Below are 20,544 nucleotides of genomic sequence, written 5' to 3'. Positions count from 1 at the left end.
TGCAGCGGTCGGTGGAACGGCTTTGGGCTGGAGCTGCTTTGGCGCGAGTGATCACGGCCCCGTAAGCTTCCGGCGCGTCGGGCAGTCTGTGGACCTGCCCGCTAAAGCACGACGTTGGGGCCGTGATCTTCGAGGCTCGCGCCAAAGTGGCTGCCTAAAGCCGTGGAGCCGACCGCCCCAGCCACGACGTACCCCTTCTCTGGCATCAGGCGGCTGCATGCTTTGAGCGCGGCACGGGCGCCGGCCGGGCTGGAGCGGGGCGGAGACAGGAGCGCAGGCCCGGCCGGGGGCCGGGCTGCGCGCGGTGAGCGGAGCGAGCCGCCTTGATGCAGTAGAGAAAGTTGTACCGCGCTGGGAGCGCGACGGTTTTCAAGACCAGCTGGTTCCTCGCGCTGAAACTTCGCTTGACCTGCGCCTATCGCTCTGCGGAGCGCACGTGGCGCCTCGCGTTGGCCGGAGTATGGCCGCAGCGCGTCTCGCGGGACTCATCCGGCGCCATCACTTCCGCTCTGCGGTGTCCGGAACTAGTCGACTCGTGAAGCCGGCGTCGCGCAGGCGCTCGTACGCTGTGGCCACGTCATCGGGGATGTGCTGCTCGATCATGAAGCCCTGCTGCGGGTAGATCATGAGCCGCTGCTGCGCGCCGGCCAACATGTCGATCACTAGGTGTGCGTCCCCGATGGAGTCGACGTACTCAGTCAGGGTCATGGGCGTGGACGTGCTGAGCCACTCGACTCCAGGCCACAGCTTGCGCGCGGTCGCATAGGCCCGTCGTTCCTCGTACGGCTTGCTGATCAGCAGGACGGACGACACAGAGGCTTGGTGCTCTTCGAGCAGTGCGCGGGAGAAGCGGATGTTCTCCCCCGTGTTCCGGGCCCGCGGCTCAACAAGGATCGCATCGGCCGGCACCCCCAGCTCCATCGCCCGCTCGCGGTAGTGCTCGGCCTCGCCACGCGGCATGCGGTCGCGTGTGGTGCGGCTGGTTGCCCCGGTGAAGACGATCAGCGGCATCATGCCCTGGTGGTAGAGATCGGCGGTTGTGTCCGCGACTCCGAGGTCATGACTGCCGAGTCCGATCGCGACAGAGCATGGGCGCAGCTCGTGGCCCATCTGCTGGAAGTTCCAGAGCCGTTGAGCGTCGGCCCATGCCTGTGCTGAGATCACTTGCTCTCGCCCTCTGCTTTCGCTGAGTCGGGGACCTTGAAGTCGTACGTCCATGCAAAGCGCGTCGCCGCGTGAACGCCGATCGCGAATTCCACCACGGTGCCGTCGGCCGTGCAGGTCGTCCGGTGCAGCTCCACCACCCATTCGCCCGGCGCGAGCTGAAGGAGCTGGGCCTCATCTGCCGTGGGGATCCGCGCGAACAGCGTCTCCTGCATGTGGTCGATCTCGTATCCGGCGTCGTACAGGACACGGAAGCCACCACCCCGGCCGGCGGGCCCCGGCGTCGGGTCGACGATCCGCGTCCCTTCCACATGCTCGGGACGGTAGTAGCTGGTCAGTGTGTGCGTCGGCTGCGAACCCTCCTTGACCACGCGCGCACGTGCGTAGACCTCCGCACCTTCCGGCAGACCGTGCGCCTGAGCAACGGCGGCCGGCGCCGTCACACGACTGATGGTCTGAGTCTGTTCGTTCCGCTTGTACGCACGTCCGGACGCCACACGGTCCGCGATGAACGCCACCTCATCACCGTCCCGCCACTTGGCCTTGTCGTACCGTGCGATGCCGAGCCGTTTGAGCGGGGTCCGCTCACGGACGACCGTGCCGTGTCCGCGCGACGACGTGACCAGCCCTTCGGCTTCCAACGCCTTGTAGGCCGCATGGACCGTGGATTTCGAGCCTTCACCCGCTTCCACTAGGTCCCTGATCTGCGGCAATTGGGCACCGGGTGCGTACTCGCCGTTCCGAATCTGTGCGGCCAGTCGGTCCGCAAGATCCCGCCACTTGGGCGCCATGCAGCACTCCTCTCGACACCGACCAGTGAAACACAGTCCCAGGACTGTTGACAGTCCTGGGACTGTGCGCCATGGTCTTACCGAACGGCTCGCAGTCCTAGGACAGTGGGGCCGGAGCGTCCCTATTGGGCTGCTCCCATGCCGCCCGGAGGGCCCCGTGGAACGGGCTCGAAGGAAGCGCAAGCACCTTGAGAACTTCACACAGGGAACTGCCGGTAACCCATGGTCCGCCTGCCCGAAGGGGTCGGAAACAAGGCGGAGAAGACCGGCGTGCCCCGTATGGCAACCCGACCGGTTCGAGTCCGGTCCGGGGCACTTCGGCCGCTGTTCAGTGGCCGCACCGCGTATGACACGCGGCTTTCTCCAACAACGGCAAGCGGCTCCCGGGTGGCACCCCGGGAGCCGCGTTCGGGCCGTTCGCCCTGCGAGAGGAACACGACCCAATGGAGCACATCGTCACTGTTCAGGACGCTGTTACCGCGTTCGCCGACTTCATGGAGCCGACGAACGCCGAACTGGACGCGATCGAGCGGGAGATGCCCGTCATCCTGGCGGACGTCGACCTGCTGGACGCGCACATCATCACGTTGGACCGCATCCCGACCGAGCTGGACGCCCGCCGCATCCGCCGGGCCCGCCGCCGCGCGCTGGCCGCGCGGGTCGCGCTGCTCAACCGCACCGCCGGCGCGATGCTGCCGGGGGGTGCCGCATGAGTGCCACCGAGAAGAACCTGTCCGCCGCGCACGCCGAGGTGAAGGCGGAGATCGCCCGCACGGACGCCAAGACGGCGCTGTTGCTGGCGTTCGTCGGCGCGGTCCTCGCCGGCACCTGGACGGTCGCCCGTGACCTGCACCTGAACCTCCCCGCCTGTGTGGTGGGCGGGTGCGGTCTGTTGCTACTGGTCGGCGCGGCGGGGCTGCTGCTGCGGTCGGTGCGCCCGAACCTGTCCGGCCGGCACGGCTTCCCGCTGTGGGCCACCCTCACCGCCGAGGAGATCAACGCCGCCGTCGGCGGGGACCTGGCCGCCGACATCCCGGACCTGGCCCGGCTCGCGGTCGCCAAGTTCACCTGCCTGCGCCGCGCGGTCGACCTCACCCTGACCGGCGGCGCCCTGCTCCTCCTGGCCGCCCTGCTTTCCCTCGGGGGTGCGGCATGAAGGCCCGGACCGCACTGCCCGCCGTCGCCATGACGGCCGTCTCCATGGTCCTCACCCTCGCGGTAGTGGTGATGTGGCTGGGCACGGCGATGCCCTGGCTGGTCGCGCTGGTGGTCGGGGTGGGGATCGACGGAGGATGGCTGGCCACCCTCGCCTACGAACGCCGCCTGGCCGCGCAGGGGGACCACAGTCGCGCGGTGACCGCCGTTGGCTGGTCGTTCGGCCTGGTCGCCACCGGTGTTCTGGTCGCGCACGCGCTGACCGCGGAGCACTCCGCCGGGGCGTGGCTGGCCGTGGCGTGGCTGCCGATCGCGGCCAAGGCGCTGTGGCTGGTGCACGGACTGTGGGAGCGCACCGCGCTCACCCCGAACGCGCTGGACGCCATCGCCGGAATTCAGCAGGAGGCCAGGGATGAGGCGGCCGTGGCGCGGGCCCGGCTGCGGGCCACGGCGGCGACCGAGGAGACCCGGTTGACGGCCGTGACGGAGGCCGGGGCGCGCGTCGCACGCGTCCAGGCCACCACCGCGCAGACGCTCTCTTCCGCGTGGTCGACGCTGGAGTCGGCGCGGGCGGCGGAGGACACCGGCAGGGCGCTGACCAGCGTGACGGCCCGCGTCGCACCCGGCGTCACGACCTCGTGGGAGCTCCCGGTGTGGGGCCCGACCGAACCGGTCGCGAATGCGGAGGAATCAACCGGGACCGATCGGAAACGGTCTATGGCTGACCTGCCCGAATCGAGTCCGGAGCCGATCACCGTGTCCATGGTCCGGGTGCCCGAACCGGTCGACTGCCTCAAGCCGCTTCCGCACGATCGGTCGGCTCCGCTCGCCTCGATCGAGCGGCGGCCGGTGGCCGCGGAATCGGCCCGGCCTCGCCGGGCGACCGGTCGGGTTCCAGCGGTGGCGAAGTCGACCCGTCCCAAGCGCACCCCGGACCAACTGCTCGCCGAGGCCCGCACGGTGACGACCGGTTGGTCGGACGCCAAGGTGACGGCCGAGGGTCTCCGGCGGGCGCTGCGCACGTCGCCGGCAAACGCCCGGATGCTGCGTGACGCCCTGCTCGCCGAACGCGCGGGCGCGGCATGAGTGCCCTGCCCGTCTACCCCTGGCGGCTCGCCCCCGACGGCTACGCCACCCGCCGACAGCTCCGGGCCCAAGGGTTGCGGCCCGGTGGTCAGGACGTGGCCGCTCAGCTCGAGCGGCCACGCCGCCGCCGGGGGCCGCTGGTGGCCTACCTCTACCGCGTCGACCTGGCCAAGCCCGTCCGGCCGATGACCCCGGCGAGGTGGGCGGCCCTGGGCGCGGCGAATGCGGCGCGTCGCACCTGCCCGGCCTGCCGGCGCGATGCCGGATACGTCATCCCCGCCGCGCTCGGCACCTGCGTGCCCTGTGCCTACCCCGACACCCAGACCTCCGGCGTCTGACCGCTACAGGTTCTCGGAGATCCGCAAGACAGCCTCCCAGAGGCGATACCAGCGGCGGTGCCGCTTGCTGCAATACCGCCGCCTACGCCACCAACTGCGCGGCTGTTGTACCGGCGCACGACACCACCTGCACGGCCGCGTACGCACCGCGGATTCCCCACCCATGCCGCACACCGTAACGGCCCCTCTCCCACACGGATTTGAAGGGATCACCTGACATGGGCAAGCCCGAAACCCGCCGCCTGGACCGTGAGATCCACCAGGCGAACCGCAAGCTGGACGCCGTCCGCAAGCGGGAGCTGTGGCCGCTGGAGGGCCGCGAGCGCCGCGCCATCGCGGGCGCCGCGGTCGGCGGCGGCTACCGGCTGCACCGCGGCGAGAGCACCGGTCGCGCCGAACGTGCCATCGACACCGCATGGCAGGCGGCCGAGACCCGGCTCATCGCGGAGATCACCGCGATGCAGACCGAGCGGCAGCGCATCGTCACCGAGGCCGCCGCCGCCAGGGCGGGCAAGAAGTCGTCCGGCTGGTGGTGACCATGCCGAACGATCGTTGCCCGGCCGCGCACCCGGACGACCCGACCGCCTGTGTCGGCCCGGTCGTGGTGACCGTGCTCGATGCGGCCGGCGCCGGGGCGGACGGGTGCGAGCACCACGCCGCCCGGCTGCTGGCCTCCCTGGCCGGTGGCCGCGTCTACCCGCTGCCCGACGCCCCCGGCCAGGCCGCCATCCGCGTGTTCACGGCCGCCGACACCACCCGCCCGTTCTGCTGGCTCGACGGACCGCGCACCGAGCCGTCCCAGCTCAGCCACGCGGAGAACCGCAACCGGCACCGCCGCTGAGCGCCCCCGGCCCCCGCCCGGCACCACTCGGTACCGGGCGGGGGCCGCCGAATCCTTCTCCGCTCCCGCCCCGGACCGGGGCAGTCAGGAGTCTCACCACCATGGGTGACAACGTCGTTCACCTGCACAAGACCACCGAACCGCTCGTCTTCCCGCCGGACGCGCCAGTGACCACGCTGACCGTGGTCCCGGACCCGCCGACCGCGCCGGCCGTGCCGCTGTGGGTGCGCTCCGGACGGGCCGTCAAGCGCATCGCCACCGACGAGCGCACCACCAACGCGGTGCGGTTCGCCGCCCGGCACACCCTCTATGTCTGGGGCGGGGCGCGGATCGTGGGCCGCCGGACGTGGGACGGCCGTACCGCGGCCCGGTATGAGCGCATGCTGCGCGCGGCGGAGGCCGCGGGGAACTATGAGGTGGCCGCGGAGTGGGAGGAGCGCGGGCAGCGCTTCCGCGACGCCCGCCACCGCCGCCGCATGGACCTGCTCCACTCCCCCGTCGACGCGGCCAAGGGAGCCCTGGTCGGCACCGGTATGGGCATCGGCGCCCTGGTCGCCCTCGGGGTCGTGCTCGCCATCGCCAACAAGGACGCCGCGCAGGTCGTCACCCCGCTGATGGCGGTCATCGAGTTCATCCGGCTGCTCATCACCATCGTCACCGTGGTGTGGGGCCCGCTCGTCTCCATCGGCCCGTTCCTCGCCCTGCTCGCGCTGTGGGCCGTCGGTCGCCACCAGCAGGCCGCCCCGAACTGGGCCCTGCCGGCCAACGTCCGGAACGGGGAGGGTGAGCCGATCACGCCGTCGATCGTGGTCAAGGCCCTGCGCGACCTGGGAGTCCCGGCGCTGCGCAACGCCATCAAGGAGATGGGCGACGCCGGCGCCTCCATGCTCGGACCGATCCGGATCGCCGGATGCGGCATCGAGGTCGACGTCACCCTCCCCTCGGGAGTGTCGACGAACGAGGTACAGGGCAAGCGGCGCAAGCTCGCCGAGAACCTGTCCCGACACGAGCACGAGGTGTTCATCACCATCCCGACCGCGGCCCGCACCGTGCGGCTGTGGGTCGCCGACTCCGGCGCGCTGGACGAGCCGATCGGCCCCTCTCCGCTCACCACGGACGACACGCTGAGGGCCGACTACGCCAAGGGCAAGGCGCCGTGGGGCCAGGACCTGCGCGGGGACGCCGCGGCCCTGAGCCTGTATCAGCGGCACCTGCTCATCACCGGACTGTCCAACCAGGGCAAGACCGCCGCCCTGCGCGCCCTGGCCCTGTGGCTCGCGTTGGACCGGTCGGTGGAGTTCCGCATCGCCGACCTGAAGGGCGCCGGGGACTGGGCCATGTTCGACAACCTGGCCACCGTCCTGATCCAGGGGCCGACCGATGACCACGTCATCGACGCCACCGAGATGCTCGAGGGCGGGGTGTCCGAGATGGAGACCCGGCTGACCGCACCGTCCGGGACCGTGTTCCCGCCGTTGATCCTGCTGGTCGATGAGGCGCAGGTGGCGTTCATGTGCCCGCTCAAGGACGCCGACAAGCGCCCGTACGGTGGGTCGAAGGCCACCTCCCGGTACTTCATGGCCGCCCGCAAGATTCACAACCAGGGGCGTGCGGTGAACGTGCTGCTCTGGCAGGGCACCCAGGACCCCACCGACCAGAACCTGCCCAAGCTTGTGCGCGAAGGCGCGCACACCCGTGCCTCGCTCGCCCTCGGGACGGAATCGCAGGCGCGGATGGCGTTGGGGGACAAGGCCGTCGACGGGGGCGCGGCGCCGAACCTGCTGCGGCCCGGTCTGGACAAGGGCACCGTGGTGGTCGCCTCGGACGGCATCGAGATCCCGGCCGGACAGGCGTCCCTCACGGTGCGCACCCACTACATCGACACCGAGACCGCGACCGAGATCGCCGACCGCGCGAAGCGGATGCGGGACGGGGTGACCACGCTGCGGGTCGTCGAGCGGGGTCAGGAGCGTGACCCGCTTGCCGACATCGCCGCCGTCGTCGGCGACGCGCCCCGGGTGCGGACCAAGGACGTGCTGGCGCGGCTCGCCACGCGGAACGCGGGCGCCTATGGCGGCTGGTCGTTCATCGACCTCAAGCGCGTCCTGGACGACGCCGGCGCCGAGCCCTACAAGTCCGACGGCGTGATGGTCGTCGCCCGCGACCGCGTCGCCCGCGCCCTCGCCGACCGCGACACCGGGGGTTCCGCTTCCGCCGACGGATGACAGGGAGCCGACCCCCGACGGGTCAGGGAGGCAGGGAGAACTCCCTGACCGCCTCCCTGGCCCGCCTCCCTGGCCCTGACCTGCACGAATGATCGTTCAGGGAGTCAGGGAGACACGCAGGTCAGACCCCTGAAACACCCCTCCACAACGCCCCCTCAAGGGGGTGTCTTTGCCTCCCTGGCCATGTGCCGGAAGGGATTCCGCATGTACTCCGACCACACCCCGCACGTGCCCGCACAGCGGGCCGTGGAAGTCCACCAGCCCATACCCATGCCGCCCGCCGTCGCCGTCCCGGCGCCGGTCGTTGCGGTGCAGCCGGGGACGGTCCCGGCGGTGGCGAGCGTCGTCCTGCCGGACGGCCGGATCGTCACCGGCTACGCCATCGACCACGCCCAGCACGCTCCGGCCACGACCGTGCCAGCCGTCTCCCGGGCCGCGGTGAACGTCGCCCTCGGGGGCGTGGGGTTCCTCGCGGTGTGCGGCGGGCTGCTGCTGCTCACCTCGTTCATCGCCGCGCTGACCGCGTTCATCACCCAGCTCATCATCCTGGCCGCCGTCCTCTTCGGCGGCTGGATCGCCGTTCAGGTCCTCGGAACGAACGGCGACCACAGGGGCGGCACGACGGTGCACATCCGCAAGGCCACGTTCAAACGCAACCACTTCCACGGCTAGGGCGTGCCGCTGACCTGTCGCTTACCGCCCGGGCGCTGGGCCACCACCATCACGATGAAGCCGGTCACCAGAAGCACGCTGCCCGTCATGGTCCCCCACTGCCGGATATGGATGCCGCTGATCACGAGCCCGAAGACCACCTGACAGCACAGGCCGACAGCAGCCGCCAACTGACCCCAGCCGTAGAGGCGAACGCGGCGAACGTGACGCCGGTTCATGGGGAGCACCCAGCTACGGGTGATCGCTGCTACCCCCAAAGCGGCGAATAGCAACGCCACCACCACCGAAGGTATGGCGAGGTAAAGCCTCATGATCCCTCCCTGCACACCGGGCCCGCGCCGAGTGTCGCCGTGATCATGACACCCGCCACACCCCGCGTCCACGCGCTTCCGTAGCCCATGACTCTCCTGATGGGCCGGACAGTCCCAGCTACGTCAAGGGCGGCCCCCACTCACGCCAATGAATCCGGGGCCGCCCTTGTCCACCTGCCATCACCTGACCTGTGGAGGTCTTCCAGCATGACCCAACCCACCACCATCCGGCGAGTGCCCGGCCCCCGGCCGCCGCTGCCCGAACCCCTCCAGACCGCGCTGGAACTGGTCGCGACCGGCGTGCCGGTGCTGCCCCTGCGACAGGGGAAGGTGCCGTTCGGCAACTGCCACCGGTGCGCGAAGAACGCATGCGGCGGTCGGCCGAACATGAAGAGTGCGGGCCCGTGCCGGTGCCCCGGTGTCTGCCACGCATGGGCCGCCGCCACCACCGACCCGGACGTCCTCACCTCCCCGGCGTGGACGGCCGCATGGCACCGAGCCGTCACCGTCGCTTATCACCCCGGTGCCGCCGGGCTGACCGTGGTCGACCTGGACGACGCGGAAGCCATCGCATGGGCCCGCGAGAGCCTGCCCGCCACCCGGGCCGTGGAGACGACGCGCGGTGAGCACTGGATCTACCGGGGCACCATGACGTCCCACAACGCGGTCCGCTCTGGCGTCGACATCAAGTCGACCATGTCCTACGCCCGGTGGCTCGGGCCCGGCACCGGCACCATGACCGCCCTGCCGGACGCCGTCCGTGCGCTGGCCGTGAAGGAACCTGCCGCAGTCCGATCGGTGCCGCAGGCCGTCGCCGTGCCCGCTGGAGTCGGGGGCGGGGAGTGCCGTCACCGCACGTCCGCCTACCTGGACCGTGGCATCGCCATGGCCGAGCAGCGCATCACCGAGGCCCGCAGCGCGATCCACGCGACCGTGTACCGGACGTTCCTGGCCGTGCTGTCGACGCACGGCCGGTGCGGCTGCCTCACCGACGCCCACGTCGCCCGACTGTTCACCGCCGCGCAGAGCAAGGGCGAGACGGCCCGGCACTGCACGGACGCGTGGACCAACGCCCGCACCCGGTTGGGACTGTGACCATGTCCGACGACGATAAGACGCCCGCCCGCGAGGTCATCACCGCCTACGCGCAATCCCACTTCCGGTACTTCCGCACCGCCGACGGCACCGTGTACGCGCAGAAGAACGGCCATCCCGTGGCCCGCCCGATCCGCTCCCAGGGCACGACCGGAAGCCACCGCCAGGAACTCATGGTCGGCCTCTTCCGCGACGGGGTCGGCGTGTTCAACGGCACCGCGCTCAAGGAGGCGCTCGACCTGATCGAAGCGCTGGCGCTGACCGAGGACGTGCAGCCCGTCCACATCCGCGTCGCCCCCGGGTACGACGGGGCCACATGGCTGGACTTGGGACGCAGCGACGGGCAGTCCGTGCGCATCCACCCCACCGGATGGGACATCGCCATCCCCGACCCGCGCGAGGTGTGCTGGCGGCGCACCCAGCTCACCGGGGAACTGCCCCTGCCGGCCAAGGACACCGACGGCAAGGGCATCGACCTCCTGTTGCGGCTGTGCAACTTCGCCACCGCGGAGACCGAGTGCCTGGCCATCGCCTGGCTGATCGGCTGCCTCGGGCCGTCGGTGCCCGTGCCCGCCCCGTTCCTCACCGGCCCGCAGGGCGCCGGCAAGTCCACCGGGGGACGGATGCTCGTGCGGATCATCGAGGGCATGAGCGGCGACCTGCGCCGGGCGCCGAAGGACGAGGAGAACCTGATCGCGGCCGTGGCGGCCGGCTGGGTCACCGCGCTGGACAACCTCTCCCACATGACTCCGGACCTGTCCGACGCGATGTGCTGCATCGTCACCGGCGCCGAGAACGTCAAGCGCGCGCTGTTCACCGACGGGGACGTGTTCCGTGCCCGCTACCGCCGCCCGCTGCTGTTGACCGGCATCGACCTGGGTGTCATCCGCCCGGACCTCGCGGAGCGGCTCCTTCCGCTGCGCCTGGAGCGGCCCCGGGTTCGGCGCACCGAGGCGGAGCTATGGGCGGAGTACGCGGAGGTTCTGCCCGTGGTTCTCGGGTCTCTCCTGGACCTGACGGTGAAGGTCCGCGCGGTGGAGGCGGAGACCCCGACCGATCTGCGGATGGCGGACTTTGCCCACTTGTGCGCGCAGCTCGACGCGGCGACCGGGCTCGGGGCGCTCGCCGCCTACCGGGCCAGTCTGGACGACCTGAACGACGACGTGATCGAGGGCGACCTGTTGGCGCAGACCGTCCTTAGGCACGCCGCCAACCTCGAACCGGGCGCGGAGCAGCGGATGACGTCCACGGAGTGGCTGCACTGCCTCTCCGGCCTCTACAGCGGCGAGGACTTCCGCCCCCTGCCCAAGGGGTGGCCGACCACCGGCAAGGTCCTCTCCGACCGGCTCAAGCGTCTTCAGCCGACCCTGGCCGCGAGGGGCGTCCTCATCGACTCGGGCCGCACCAGGGAGGGCCGCTACCTCGAGATGACCCGCGCGCCCTCCGCGCCCCCGCACGAACAGCAGGCGTTCTGACCGGAACCGCCCCCGACCGCACGAGCAAGAGGAGCACCACCGGCCAGGCGTGCTCCTCTTGCTGTTCGGCGGCGGCGCCGCCCCGCGCTGGACGCGCCGCGAAGCGGCTCCTTCTTCACGCCCTGAGCCGCACGGCCACCACAGACACCCCCTCTCTTTTTCCTAAGTGGGAAACGCTGCGTCACCTGCGTCACAGGGGCCCGGAAAACACCGGGTGACCTGCGCATACGGGCGTGACGCAGACGGCCGCCCTCTGCGTCACGCCGCGTCACCTGCGTCACCCGTGACGGACAGCCTGCGTCACCCGTGACGCACCCCCAGCGCTCTGCGTCATCCAAAACGCGCAGGTCAGACAGCGTGGATGACGCAGGTGACGCGGTGACGCAGAAATCCGAACCTCGGACAGACGCGGCCATGCCCACCCCTCTTGGAGTCCCTATGGCACAGCCGACAGACCCCGACCCCCGCGCCACTCTCCGAGGCGGCCTCCCCGACCGGTACCTCACCCCCGACGACATCGCCGAGATGTTCGAGGTACCCCTGGAGACCGTCTACCAGTGGCGCAAGAAACGCACTGGCCCGCCCGGCTTCCGCATCGGCAAGCACCTCCGCTACGACCCCGCCGACGTACGGATCTACGTCGACCAGCGCAAGCACGCCGAAACCGCCGCCGCCTAACAGAACACCCACCACACAGCAGGGAGAGCCGCACGTGCGGCTCTCCCTGCCGCATGTTGAGAGGACCGCCGCCTGATGGCAGGCCACATCCAAGACCGGTGGTACAAGACCGAATCAGACGCCGCCGGCAAGCCCCGCCGCGTGCGCACGGACCGCTACGGCACCGGGATGCGCTACCGCGCCCGCTACATCGGCCCGGACGGAACCGAGAAGAGCAAGTCATTCCCCGACCGACAGAAGCGACTGGCCGAGCAATGGCTCGCCCACATTGAGGCGGACATGTCTCGGGGGCAGTACCTGGACCCGGCCGCGAGCCGAGTGACGTTCCGGCAGTACGCCGAGACGTGGCTGAACACGCAAACCACCGACATGACCACGCGAGAGTCAGTGGAGTCCGCGATTCGCGGTCATGCCATCCCCTACCTGGGACCGCGTCCGCTCGGCTCGTTCAAGCCGGAACACATCCGGAATTGGCTTAGCAAACTGGAACGGGCTGTCCCGGCATCGTCGTACCGGCGCGTGATCTACAACAACGTTTCGACGGTCCTCAACGCGGCGGTGGACGACGGTCACCTGTCGAAGAACCCGTGCCACGCGCAGTCCGTGCGTCCGCCTGCTGCGGGAAGTGGCCGCGTTGTGCCGTGGAGCGCAGAGCGCGTCTTCGCTGTACGAGCGGCGCTGCCGGAGCGATACCGCGCGACGGTCGACCTCGGAGGCGGATGCGGACTCCGGCAAGGAGAAATCTTCGGGTTGCCCGTCGATGCAATTGGCTTCGACTCCGGATGGCTGAACATCGCGAACCAGGTGAAGGTGACGAAAGACGGTCTCGTGTTCGCCCCACCGAAGCGGAACAAGATCCGCGACGTCCCCTTGCCGGACCGTGTGGCGCACGTCCTCAAACAGCATATGGAGGCATTCACCCCGGTAGAGATCACCCTGCCGTGGCTCCGGGTGGACGGTCCACCTGTCACGAAGCGGCTGCTGTTCACGCGGCTCGATGGCGCGGGCGCGGTTCGGCGTACCGACTTCAACGACCGCGCGTGGAAGCCTGCCCTCGTGGCCGCGGGGGTGATCCCCGCGCCGAAACCGGGAGAGCGTCACCAGGCTGCCCGCGAACATGGCATGCACGCCCTCAGGCACTTCTACGCCTCGGTCCTCCTGGACGCCGGCGAGAACGTCAAGGCTCTGAGCAACTACCTCGGACACAACGATCCGGGGTTCACGCTCAGGGTCTACACGCACCTCATGCCGAGCAGCGACGCACGGGCCCGGAAGGCCGTGGACGGCCTGTACGAGGGAACCGATCCGGCACCAGACGGCCCAGAGACGGCCCAGGGCCAGTAAGACGCGGTGGGGCCGACGGTCCGCGACCGTCGGCCCCACCCGCCGAATCAGTGGGAAACCCGCCCCGACCTGCGCCTACAACACCGGCAGCAGGTTCTTCAGTTCGAAGGCGGTGACCTCGGAGCGGTAGGCCTCCCATTCCTGGCGCTTGTTGCGCAGGAAGAAGTCGAAGACGTGCTCGCCGAGGGTCTCGGCGACCAGGTCGCTGCGTTCCATCAGGGTGAGGGACTCGCCGAGGTTCTGCGGGAGGGGCTGGATGCCGAGGGCGCGGCGTTCGGCGTCGGAGAGGGCCCAGACGTCGTCCTCGGCGCCGGGCGGGAGTTCGTAGCCCTCCTCGACGCCCTTCAGGCCGGCGGCCAGGAGGAGCGCGTACGTCAGGTACGGGTTGGCGCCGGAGTCGATCGAGCGGACCTCGACGCGGGCCGAGCCGGTCTTGCCGGGCTTGTACATGGGGACGCGGACGAGGGCCGAGCGGTTGTTGTGGCCCCAGCAGATGTAGGAGGGGGCTTCGCCGCCCGCGCCCGCGGTGCGCTCGGAGCCGCCCCAGATGCGCTTGTAGGAGTTGACCCACTGGTTGGTGACCGCGGAGACCTCCGCCGCGTGCCGCAGCAGGCCGGCGATGAAGGAGCGGCCGACCTTGGAGAGCTGGTACTCCGCGCCCGACTCGTAGAACGCGTTGCGGTCGCCCTCGAAGAGGGACAGGTGCGTGTGCATGCCGCTGCCCGGGAACTCCGAGAACGGCTTCGGCATGAACGTGGCCTGCACGCCCTGCTCCAGCGCCACCTGCTTCATGACCAGGCGGAACGTCATGATGTTGTCGGCCGTGGACAGCGCGTCCGCGTAGCGGAGGTCGATCTCCTGCTGGCCGGGGGCGCCCTCGTGGTGGGAGAACTCCACCGAGATGCCCATCGACTCCAGCATGGTGATCGCCTGCCGGCGGAAGTCCATGCCCACGTTGTGCGGGGTGTGGTCGAAGTAGCCGGAGTTGTCCGCCGGGGTCGGGCGGCTGCCGTCGACCGGCTTGTCCTTCAGCAGGAAGAACTCGATCTCCGGGTGGGTGTAGAAGGTGAACCCCTGGTCGGAGGCGCGGGACAGCGCACGCTTGAGGACGTAGCGCGGGTCGGCGAAGGACGGCGAGCCGTCCGGCATCAGGATGTCGCAGAACATGCGGGCCGTGCCGGGGGCCTCGGCGCGCCACGGCAGGATCTGGAAGGTCGACGGGTCCGGCTTGGCGATCATGTCGGACTCGTACACCCGGGCGAAGCCCTCGATGGCGGAGCCGTCGAAGCCGATGCCCTCGTCGAACGCCTGCTCCAGTTCGGCCGGGGCCACGGCCACGGACTTCAGGAAGCCCAGCACGTCCGTGAACCACAGGCGTACGAACCGGATGTCGCGCTCCTCCAACGTCCGGAGCACGAACTCCTGCTGCTTGTCCATCTTCCGCTTCCCCATCCTTGCCGGTCAGGCCGCCAGTCTCTCCCGTGCCGGGTGGCCTCCTCGGGCGGCGGTCGGGCACTCGGGCCATCCCACCACATCCGGGTTTCGCCCGTGTTGCCGACCTTGATCGTTCCACGGGTCCCGACCGCGCGTGCGCACCCGGTTCAACGCCTCGCCCACGCCGGACGTATCGCCCTGCGTACCACCCTGCGACCCGTCCGGCCCACTGTCCATCCTGCCCTCACGGACCGGTCTCCGTAACAGCGGGAGCGGGCCCGCCCCCGGGATTCCTCTTGTACACGGTCCCCCCGATGGCACGACACCCACCCCCCCTCTTTAATTGGTATTTCAGATGCAAGTTTTAATGGGTGATGCAGGCAGTCGAGAACGAGGAGACCTGATGCTGTCCGAGCAGTCCGCCGCCACCGTCCGCGCCACACTTCCCGCCGTCGGCGGGGCCCTCGGCGAGATAACCGAGCGCTTCTACGCCGGGATGTTCGAGGCCCGCCCCGAACTGCTGCGCGACCTGTTCAACCGCGGCAACCAGGCCGCCGGCACCCAGCGCGAGGCCCTCGCCGGGTCCATCGCGGCCTTCGCCACGCACCTGCTGGCGCACCCCGACACCCGGCCCGACGCGATGCTGGGGCGCATCGCCCACAAGCACGCCTCGCTCGGCATCACCCCCGACCAGTACGCGATCGTCCACGAGCATCTGCTCGCCGCGATCGCGGAGGTCCTGGGCGAGGCCGTCACGCCCGAGGTCGCGGCCGCCTGGGAGGAGGTCTACTGGCTGATGGCGAACGCCCTCGTCGCCATCGAGAAGCGGCTCTACGAGGAGCAGGGCGGGCCCGGCTGGCGGGAGTGGGAGGTCGTCGAGCGGGTCACCGAGACCGCCGACGTCGTCTCCTTCCGGCTGCGCCCCGCCGACGGGGGGCCGGTACGGGACTTCCGCCCGGGCCAGTACGTCTCCGTCCGCGTCGCCCTGGACGACGGCGCCCGGCAGATCCGCCAGTACAGCCTCTCCGGCGCGCCCGGCCCCGACGAGCGGCAGTTCAGCGTCAAGCGCGTGCGCGAAGACGCCGGAACGCCCGAGGGCGAGGTCTCCGGCCACCTGCACGCGCGCGTGCGGGCCGGCGACGTCCTGGAGCTGTCCGAGGCGTACGGCGACCTCGTCCTCGACGCCGAACCCGGCACTCCCCTGCTGCTCGCCTCCGCGGGCATCGGCGTGACCCCGATGACCGCGATGCTGGCCCACCTCGCCGGCCACGGCCACGACGCCCCCGTCACCGTCGTGCACGGCGACCGCTCCCCGGCCGACCACGCCCTGCGCGTGGACCACGAGGCCTACGCGGCGAAGCTGCCGGACGCGGCGGTGCACCTCTTCTACGAGCAGGACGCCCCGGCCGGCGCCTCCACCGGCTACGTCGACCTCACCGGTGTACCGGTCGCGGCGGGCACGCGCGCGTACCTGTGCGGTCCGCTGCCGTTCATGCGCAGGGTGCGGGAGCAACTGCTCGGCAAGGGCGTCGCGCCGGCCGACATCCACTACGAGGTGTTCGGCCCGGACCTCTGGCTGGCCAAGCAGGGCTGAGCGGGCCCCGTACGGCCGTGCGCCTCGGCTGCGGCGCGTGCCACGGCTGCGGCGTGCGCTACGGCTGCGGCGTGCGCTACGGCTGCGGCGTGCGGGATATCTCCAGCAGCAGCGGGCCCGTCGGGCCCGTGGCGATGTCCGCCACGGTGAGCGGGTCCAGCGAGGCGAAGAACGCCTCCTGGGCCTGCCGCAGTGCGCCGCGCAGCCGGCAGGCGGAGCGGAGCGGGCAGGGCGTGCCCGCTCCGGACGCGGAGGCGCCGTCGCAGTCGACGACGTCGCCCTCGCCCTCGAAGGCGCGGACGAGGGCGCCCACCGAGGCCGTACGGCCCTGTTCCGTGAGGGCGAGGCCGCCGCCGCGGCCGCGCCGGGCCGTGAGCAGCTCCATGTGCTGGAGTTCGGCGACGACCTTCGCGGCATGGGTGTACGGCACGCCCATGCCCTCCGCGACATCACGCGTCGTCGGGTCGGTCTTCTCTCCGGCCACGGCCAGGCGCATCAGGACCCGCAGGGCCAGGTCGGTGGAGCGCAGCAGCCTCATACCGGGCAGCGTAGGTAATACGCATCTCGCGTTCAAATTTCCGGGACCCGGCAATCCGGGGCCCGCCCCAGCACGCCCGAGCCCGCCGACCCCATAGCGTCGAATTGACGATTACACTGGGCCGCGTGCCTCAACTTCGTCTCGCTCTGAATCAGATCGACTCGCGGGTCGGCGACCTCGCCGGCAACGCCGACACGATCGTCCGCCGGACCCGGCACTCCGCCGAGCAGGGAGCCCACCTCGTGGCGTTCCCGGAGATGGCGTTGACCGGGTACCCCGTCGAGGACCTCGCCCTGAGGTCGTCCTTCGTGGAAGCCTCCCGCGAGGCCCTGCGGTCCCTCGCCGCGCGGCTCGCCGAGGAGGGCTTCGGGGAACTGCCCGTGCTCGTCGGCTACCTCGACCGCAGCGCCGCCGCCCAGCCGAAGTACGGCCAGCCCGCGGGCGCGCCGCGCAATGCCGCGGCCGTGCTGTACGGCGGCGAGGTCGTGCTGGGCTTCGCCAAGCACCATCTGCCGAACTACGGCGTCTTCGACGAGTTCCGGTACTTCGTGCCCGGCGAGACGCTGCCCGTCCTGCGGCTGCACGGTGTGGACGTCGCCCTCGCCATCTGCGAGGACCTGTGGCAGGACGGCGGCCGGGTCCCGGCCGCGCGGTCCGCGAAGGCCGGGCTGCTGCTCTCCGTCAACGCCTCGCCGTACGAGCGGGAGAAGGACGACACCCGGCTCGAACTGGTCCGCAGGCGCGCCCGGGAGGCCGGCTGCACGACCGCGTACCTGGCGATGACCGGCGGACAGGACGAGCTGGTCTTCGACGGGGACTCCATCGTCGTCGACCGTGACGGTGAGGTCGTGGCGCGCGCACCGCAGTTCGCCGAGGAGTGTGTGGTGCTCGACCTCGACCTCCCGGCGGCCGCCGCGGACGCTCCCCCGGCCGGCGAGGTGGTCGACGACGGGCTGCGGATCGACCGCGTCGTCCTGTCCGGGGAACCGCTGCCCGCGTACCCGCCGAAGCCGCACGGGGCGTCCGCGCAACCCCTCGACGACGACGAGGAGGTGTACTCGGCGCTGGTCGTCGGGCTCCGGGCGTACGTCGAGAAGAACGGGTTCGATTCGGTGCTGATCGGCCTGTCCGGCGGGATCGACTCGGCGCTCGTCGCCGCGATCGCCTGCGACGCGGTGGGCGCGGAGAACGTCCACGGCGTGGCCATGCCGTCGAAGTACTCCTCGGACCACTCCAGGGGCGACGCGGCGGAGCTGGCGCGGCGGACCGGGCTGAACTTCCGGACCGTCTCCATCGAGCCGATGTTCGACGCCTACATGGGGGCGTTGAAGCTGTCCGGGCTCGCGGAGGAGAACCTGCAGTCCCGGCTGCGCGGGACGATGCTCATGGCGATCTCCAACCAGGAGGGCCACATCGTCCTGGCGCCGGGCAACAAGTCGGAGCTGGCGGTCGGCTACTCGACGCTGTACGGGGACTCGGTGGGGGCGTACGGGCCCATCAAGGACGTCTACAAGACGTCGGTGTTCCGGCTCGCCCGATGGCGCAACCGCTCGGCGGCGGCGCGGGGCGAGACCCCGCCCATCCCCGAGAACTCGATCACGAAGCCGCCGAGCGCGGAGCTGCGGCCGGGCCAGGTCGACACGGACTCGCTGCCGGACTATCCCGTCCTCGACGCGATCCTCGAGCTGTACGTGGACCGGGACCGGGGCGCGGACGAGATCGTCGCCGCCGGGTTCGACGCGGAACTGGTGAAGAAGACGCTGCGGATGGTCGACCGGGCCGAGTACAAGCGGCGGCAGTACCCGCCGGGGACGAAGATCTCCCCGAAGGGCTTCGGCAAGGACCGCCGGCTGCCGATCACGAGCGGCTGGCGGGAGTAGGGCCTTCGTCGGGCGCGCGGGGCCCGGGGCGGCCCCGGGGACTCGGTCCCCGGGGCCGCCCCGCCGTCTCAGTCGCCCGGCGTCGCGATCTTCACCCGGGCCGCGACGGGGAGGTGGTCGCTCGCCGTCCGGGGCAGCGTCCACGAGCTCTCCGGTTCCGCGCCCTTGACCATGATCTGGTCGATCCGCGCCATCGGGAACTCCGCCGGCCAGCTGAAGCCGAAGCCGTCGCCCGCCGCTCCCTGGGTCGAACGCATCTGGGAGGTGACGGCGTTCAGGGCGCGGTCGTTCATCGTGCCGTTCAGGTCGCCGAGCAGAACGACGTTCTCCAGGTGCTCCCTGGTGATGGCCGCGCCCAGGGCGTCGGCGCTCCTGTCCCGCTGGCGGGCGGTGAACCCGGCCTCCATCTTCACCCGTACGGAGGGCAGATGAGCGACGTACACGGCGACCTGCGCCTCGGGCGTCGCCACCGTGGCCCGCATCGCGCGCTTCCAGCCGAGGCGTATGTCGACGGCCGCCACGTCGCTCAGCGGGTACTTGCTCCACAGCCCGACGGTGCCGACCACCGCGTGGTGCTTGTACGTCGACGCCAGCGCCTCCCGGTACGTCGGGACCGCCGACGCCTTCAGCTCCTCCAGCGCCAGGACGTCCGCCCCCGAGGCCGCGACGTCGCGGGCGGTGCCGGCCGGGTCGGGGTTCTGGGCGTTGACGTTGTGCGTGGCCACCGTGAGGTCGCCGCCGGAGCCGGTCCGGTCGACGAGCAGGCCGCCGAAGAGGTTCAGCCAGACGACCGCGGGCAGCAGCACCGCGATCAGCGCGGTGGCGGACCTGCGGAGGAGGGCCGCCACCAGCAGCACCGGAACGGCCAGCCCCAGCCACGGCAGGAACGTCTCGATCAGACTGCCCAGGTTGCCGACCACGTTGGGAATCCGGGCGTGGGCGCCCATGACCAGGGCGAGCAGCACCGCGCACACGGCCAGGATCACGCCCCGGCGCCAGATGCGGCGGTCTCCGCGCCAGCCTCTGGTCAGGCGGTCCCACAGGCGCCGAAGCGCGGGGGTCCGGCGTTGCTCGGGCCCCGAGCCGCCGTCGTCCGTCTCCGTCACGTACGCCTGTTGCGCCATACCGTCGCCTCACACCTTGCCGTGCACACCGTCACTCCCCCGTGTGCGTAGACCCTAGGGGATGATCGGCGCCCTTCCCGCCGTCTGTCGACGGCCGTACGGAGGCGAGGACGAACGGAACCTCTCCGGGAGTTCCAGGGGGATCGGGGAAAGCGCGCTCTGTGACGAAACGCGCACCGCGGGGCGGCCGGGAGTCACGGGGCGGGGCGCAGGCCCTGGAGCAGGGTGTCGACGACCTGTTCGGCGAGTCCGTCCGGCAGACCGGCGTCGGGGCGCAGCAGGGTGCGGACGAGCAGGGGGCCGACGACGATGTCGTTCAGCAGCTCGAGGTCGACGTCGGCGCGGAGTTCGCCGTTCTCCCTGCCGCGGCGCAGCACCTCCAGGCCCAGCCTGCGGCGCGGCAGGACGACGCTGTCGTGGTAGGCGGCCCAGATCTTCGGGCTGCTCTTCATCTGGGCGTGGACGTTGTGCAGGATCACCGAGGCCCTGCTGGCGAGGCCGCGCCGGCGCAGGGACTCCAGCAGGGCGACGAGGTCGTCGCGCATGGAGGTGCCGGGGAGTTCGGGGTCGCCGGGTTCGGCGGCGCGCAGGACGTCGACGAAGAGTTCCTCCTTGCCGCTCCAGCGGCGGTAGATGGTGGCCTTGCCGACGCCGGCGGTGCGGGCGAGCCGCTCGATGGAGAGCTCCGCGAGGGGCACACCGTCCTCCAGGAGCTTCATCGCGCCCTCGATGATGGCCCGTTCGACGGCCTCGCTGCGGGGACGGCCGCGTGCGGGGCCGCCCGGCCGGGGGACGGGGC

At 71.0% G+C, this 20,544-nt stretch carries 21 protein-coding genes; 14 read left to right on the top strand and 7 right to left on the bottom strand.

Translation table 11 applies throughout. The features are described from left to right. Nucleotides 1-498: 498 nt before the first annotated feature. Nucleotides 499-1,164: a YdcF family protein gene (locus AOK11_RS10360; RefSeq protein WP_055593364.1), complete on the bottom strand. Its 666-nt coding sequence runs from the start codon at nt 1,162-1,164 to the stop codon at nt 499-501. Beyond that, a complete protein-coding gene (locus tag AOK11_RS10355) occupies nt 1,161-1,955 on the bottom strand; it encodes a GntR family transcriptional regulator (RefSeq protein WP_055593363.1) in 795 nt (264 codons plus the stop codon). Before AOK11_RS10355 ends, AOK11_RS10360 begins: the two co-directional genes overlap by 4 nt. Before the next feature lie 443 nt (nt 1,956-2,398). On the opposite strand from AOK11_RS10355, the gene AOK11_RS10350 reads away from it, so the two are divergent. The 8 genes from AOK11_RS10350 (at nt 2,399) to AOK11_RS10315 (ending at nt 8,272) form a co-directional block, all read left to right on the top strand. After that, nucleotides 2,399-2,668 (top strand): DUF6284 family protein, encoded by a 270-nt coding sequence (locus AOK11_RS10350; RefSeq protein WP_055593362.1) that lies wholly within the window; start codon nt 2,399-2,401, stop codon nt 2,666-2,668. Continuing rightward, nucleotides 2,665-3,111 (top strand): Pycsar system effector family protein, encoded by a 447-nt coding sequence (locus tag AOK11_RS10345; protein ID WP_055593361.1) that lies wholly within the window; start codon nt 2,665-2,667, stop codon nt 3,109-3,111. The genes AOK11_RS10350 and AOK11_RS10345 overlap by 4 nt, the downstream gene beginning before the upstream one ends. After that, a complete protein-coding gene (locus AOK11_RS39520; RefSeq protein ID WP_079034754.1) occupies nt 3,108-4,196 on the top strand; it encodes a hypothetical protein in 1,089 nt (362 codons plus the stop codon). The genes AOK11_RS10345 and AOK11_RS39520 overlap by 4 nt, the downstream gene beginning before the upstream one ends. Further along, nucleotides 4,193-4,534 carry an RRQRL motif-containing zinc-binding protein gene (locus tag AOK11_RS10335; protein WP_055593360.1) on the top strand — a complete coding sequence of 114 codons (342 nt, stop codon included), beginning with the start codon at nt 4,193-4,195 and terminating at the stop codon, nt 4,532-4,534. Before AOK11_RS39520 ends, AOK11_RS10335 begins: the two co-directional genes overlap by 4 nt. 218 nt (nt 4,535-4,752) lie before the next feature. Beyond that, complete coding sequence (locus AOK11_RS10330) at nt 4,753-5,070, top strand: hypothetical protein (RefSeq protein ID WP_055593359.1); 318 nt, start codon at nt 4,753-4,755, stop codon at nt 5,068-5,070. Between the two features lie 2 nt (nt 5,071-5,072). Continuing rightward, nucleotides 5,073-5,375: a hypothetical protein gene (locus AOK11_RS10325; RefSeq protein ID WP_055593389.1), complete on the top strand. Its 303-nt coding sequence runs from the start codon at nt 5,073-5,075 to the stop codon at nt 5,373-5,375. A gap of 101 nt (nt 5,376-5,476) precedes the next feature. Further along, nucleotides 5,477-7,600 carry a cell division protein FtsK gene (locus tag AOK11_RS10320; protein ID WP_055593358.1) on the top strand — a complete coding sequence of 708 codons (2,124 nt, stop codon included), beginning with the start codon at nt 5,477-5,479 and terminating at the stop codon, nt 7,598-7,600. Nucleotides 7,601-7,804: 204 nt separating this feature from the next. Then, nucleotides 7,805-8,272: a hypothetical protein gene (locus tag AOK11_RS10315; RefSeq protein WP_055593357.1), complete on the top strand. Its 468-nt coding sequence runs from the start codon at nt 7,805-7,807 to the stop codon at nt 8,270-8,272. Here AOK11_RS10315 and AOK11_RS10310 read toward each other — a convergent pair. Further along, on the bottom strand, nt 8,269-8,583 hold the full coding sequence (locus AOK11_RS10310; protein ID WP_055593356.1) for a hypothetical protein: 315 nt from the start codon (nt 8,581-8,583) through the stop codon (nt 8,269-8,271). The genes AOK11_RS10315 and AOK11_RS10310 overlap by 4 nt on opposite strands. Nucleotides 8,584-8,790: 207 nt before the next feature. Between AOK11_RS10310 and AOK11_RS10305 the strand changes: the two genes are divergently transcribed. The 4 genes from AOK11_RS10305 (at nt 8,791) to AOK11_RS10290 (ending at nt 13,175) form a co-directional block, all read left to right on the top strand. Next, entirely contained in the window at nt 8,791-9,678 is an 888-nt protein-coding gene (locus AOK11_RS10305; RefSeq protein ID WP_055593355.1) for a bifunctional DNA primase/polymerase, read from the top strand. Between the two features lie 2 nt (nt 9,679-9,680). Further along, nucleotides 9,681-11,153, top strand: coding sequence for an ABC transporter ATP-binding protein (locus AOK11_RS10300; RefSeq protein WP_055593354.1), 1,473 nt, complete (start codon nt 9,681-9,683; stop codon nt 11,151-11,153). A 438-nt stretch (nt 11,154-11,591) separates the two neighbouring features. After that, nucleotides 11,592-11,831 (top strand): helix-turn-helix transcriptional regulator, encoded by a 240-nt coding sequence (locus tag AOK11_RS10295; RefSeq protein WP_055593353.1) that lies wholly within the window; start codon nt 11,592-11,594, stop codon nt 11,829-11,831. Nucleotides 11,832-11,906: 75 nt separating this feature from the next. Continuing rightward, entirely contained in the window at nt 11,907-13,175 is a 1,269-nt protein-coding gene (locus tag AOK11_RS10290) for a tyrosine-type recombinase/integrase (RefSeq protein ID WP_055593352.1), read from the top strand. A 75-nt stretch (nt 13,176-13,250) separates the two neighbouring features. Here the strand turns inward: AOK11_RS10290 and AOK11_RS10285 are convergent, their stop codons facing one another. Further along, complete coding sequence (locus AOK11_RS10285) at nt 13,251-14,612, bottom strand: glutamine synthetase family protein (protein ID WP_055593388.1); 1,362 nt, start codon at nt 14,610-14,612, stop codon at nt 13,251-13,253. 400 nt (nt 14,613-15,012) lie between these two features. Here AOK11_RS10285 and AOK11_RS10280 point away from each other — a divergent pair, with 400 nt between their 5' ends. Beyond that, the gene (locus AOK11_RS10280) at nt 15,013-16,203 is read left to right on the top strand and encodes a globin domain-containing protein (protein ID WP_055593351.1); all 1,191 of its coding nucleotides are present in this window, start codon (nt 15,013-15,015) and stop codon (nt 16,201-16,203) included. Between the two features lie 76 nt (nt 16,204-16,279). On the opposite strand, the gene AOK11_RS10275 is transcribed toward AOK11_RS10280, so the two are convergent. Then, entirely contained in the window at nt 16,280-16,741 is a 462-nt protein-coding gene (locus AOK11_RS10275; protein ID WP_055593350.1) for an RrF2 family transcriptional regulator, read from the bottom strand. 125 nt (nt 16,742-16,866) lie between these two features. Between AOK11_RS10275 and AOK11_RS10270 the strand changes: the two genes are divergently transcribed. Then, entirely contained in the window at nt 16,867-18,621 is a 1,755-nt protein-coding gene (locus tag AOK11_RS10270) for an NAD+ synthase (RefSeq protein WP_055593349.1), read from the top strand. Nucleotides 18,622-18,689: 68 nt separating this feature from the next. Here AOK11_RS10270 and AOK11_RS10265 read toward each other — a convergent pair whose 3' ends face one another. Further along, nucleotides 18,690-19,745 (bottom strand): endonuclease/exonuclease/phosphatase family protein, encoded by a 1,056-nt coding sequence (locus tag AOK11_RS10265; RefSeq protein WP_055593348.1) that lies wholly within the window; start codon nt 19,743-19,745, stop codon nt 18,690-18,692. Nucleotides 19,746-19,939: 194 nt separating this feature from the next. Continuing rightward, nucleotides 19,940-20,544, bottom strand: a 605-nt coding sequence (locus AOK11_RS10260) for a TetR/AcrR family transcriptional regulator (protein WP_055593347.1), incomplete at its 5' end; no start/stop codon positions are given.

The organism is Streptomyces hirsutus (assembly GCF_001418415.1).
Taxonomy (GTDB): Bacteria; Actinomycetota; Actinomycetes; order Streptomycetales; family Streptomycetaceae; genus Streptomyces; species Streptomyces hirsutus.
The sequence above is the reverse complement of the archived record's forward strand: the minus strand, read 5'-3'. Positions and strand labels throughout refer to the sequence as shown.

Bases quoted from the DNA above. Each gene is read 5' to 3' on its own strand.
- AOK11_RS10355 (WP_055593363.1), bottom strand. From the start codon at position 1,955: ATGGCGCCCAAGTGGCGGGATCTTGCGGACCGACTGGCCGCACAGATT.
- AOK11_RS10350 (WP_055593362.1), top strand. From the start codon at position 2,399: ATGGAGCACATCGTCACTGTTCAGGACGCTGTTACCGCGTTCGCCGAC.
- AOK11_RS10345 (WP_055593361.1), top strand. From the start codon at position 2,665: ATGAGTGCCACCGAGAAGAACCTGTCCGCCGCGCACGCCGAGGTGAAG.
- AOK11_RS39520 (WP_079034754.1), top strand. From the start codon at position 3,108: ATGAAGGCCCGGACCGCACTGCCCGCCGTCGCCATGACGGCCGTCTCC.
- AOK11_RS10335 (WP_055593360.1), top strand. From the start codon at position 4,193: ATGAGTGCCCTGCCCGTCTACCCCTGGCGGCTCGCCCCCGACGGCTAC.
- AOK11_RS10330 (WP_055593359.1), top strand. From the start codon at position 4,753: ATGGGCAAGCCCGAAACCCGCCGCCTGGACCGTGAGATCCACCAGGCG.
- AOK11_RS10325 (WP_055593389.1), top strand. From the start codon at position 5,073: ATGCCGAACGATCGTTGCCCGGCCGCGCACCCGGACGACCCGACCGCC.
- AOK11_RS10320 (WP_055593358.1), top strand. From the start codon at position 5,477: ATGGGTGACAACGTCGTTCACCTGCACAAGACCACCGAACCGCTCGTC.
- AOK11_RS10315 (WP_055593357.1), top strand. From the start codon at position 7,805: ATGTACTCCGACCACACCCCGCACGTGCCCGCACAGCGGGCCGTGGAA.
- AOK11_RS10310 (WP_055593356.1), bottom strand. From the start codon at position 8,583: ATGAGGCTTTACCTCGCCATACCTTCGGTGGTGGTGGCGTTGCTATTC.
- AOK11_RS10305 (WP_055593355.1), top strand. From the start codon at position 8,791: ATGACCCAACCCACCACCATCCGGCGAGTGCCCGGCCCCCGGCCGCCG.
- AOK11_RS10300 (WP_055593354.1), top strand. From the start codon at position 9,681: ATGTCCGACGACGATAAGACGCCCGCCCGCGAGGTCATCACCGCCTAC.
- AOK11_RS10295 (WP_055593353.1), top strand. From the start codon at position 11,592: ATGGCACAGCCGACAGACCCCGACCCCCGCGCCACTCTCCGAGGCGGC.
- AOK11_RS10290 (WP_055593352.1), top strand. From the start codon at position 11,907: ATGGCAGGCCACATCCAAGACCGGTGGTACAAGACCGAATCAGACGCC.
- AOK11_RS10285 (WP_055593388.1), bottom strand. From the start codon at position 14,612: ATGGACAAGCAGCAGGAGTTCGTGCTCCGGACGTTGGAGGAGCGCGAC.
- AOK11_RS10280 (WP_055593351.1), top strand. From the start codon at position 15,013: ATGCTGTCCGAGCAGTCCGCCGCCACCGTCCGCGCCACACTTCCCGCC.
- AOK11_RS10275 (WP_055593350.1), bottom strand. From the start codon at position 16,741: ATGAGGCTGCTGCGCTCCACCGACCTGGCCCTGCGGGTCCTGATGCGC.
- AOK11_RS10265 (WP_055593348.1), bottom strand. From the start codon at position 19,745: ATGGCGCAACAGGCGTACGTGACGGAGACGGACGACGGCGGCTCGGGG.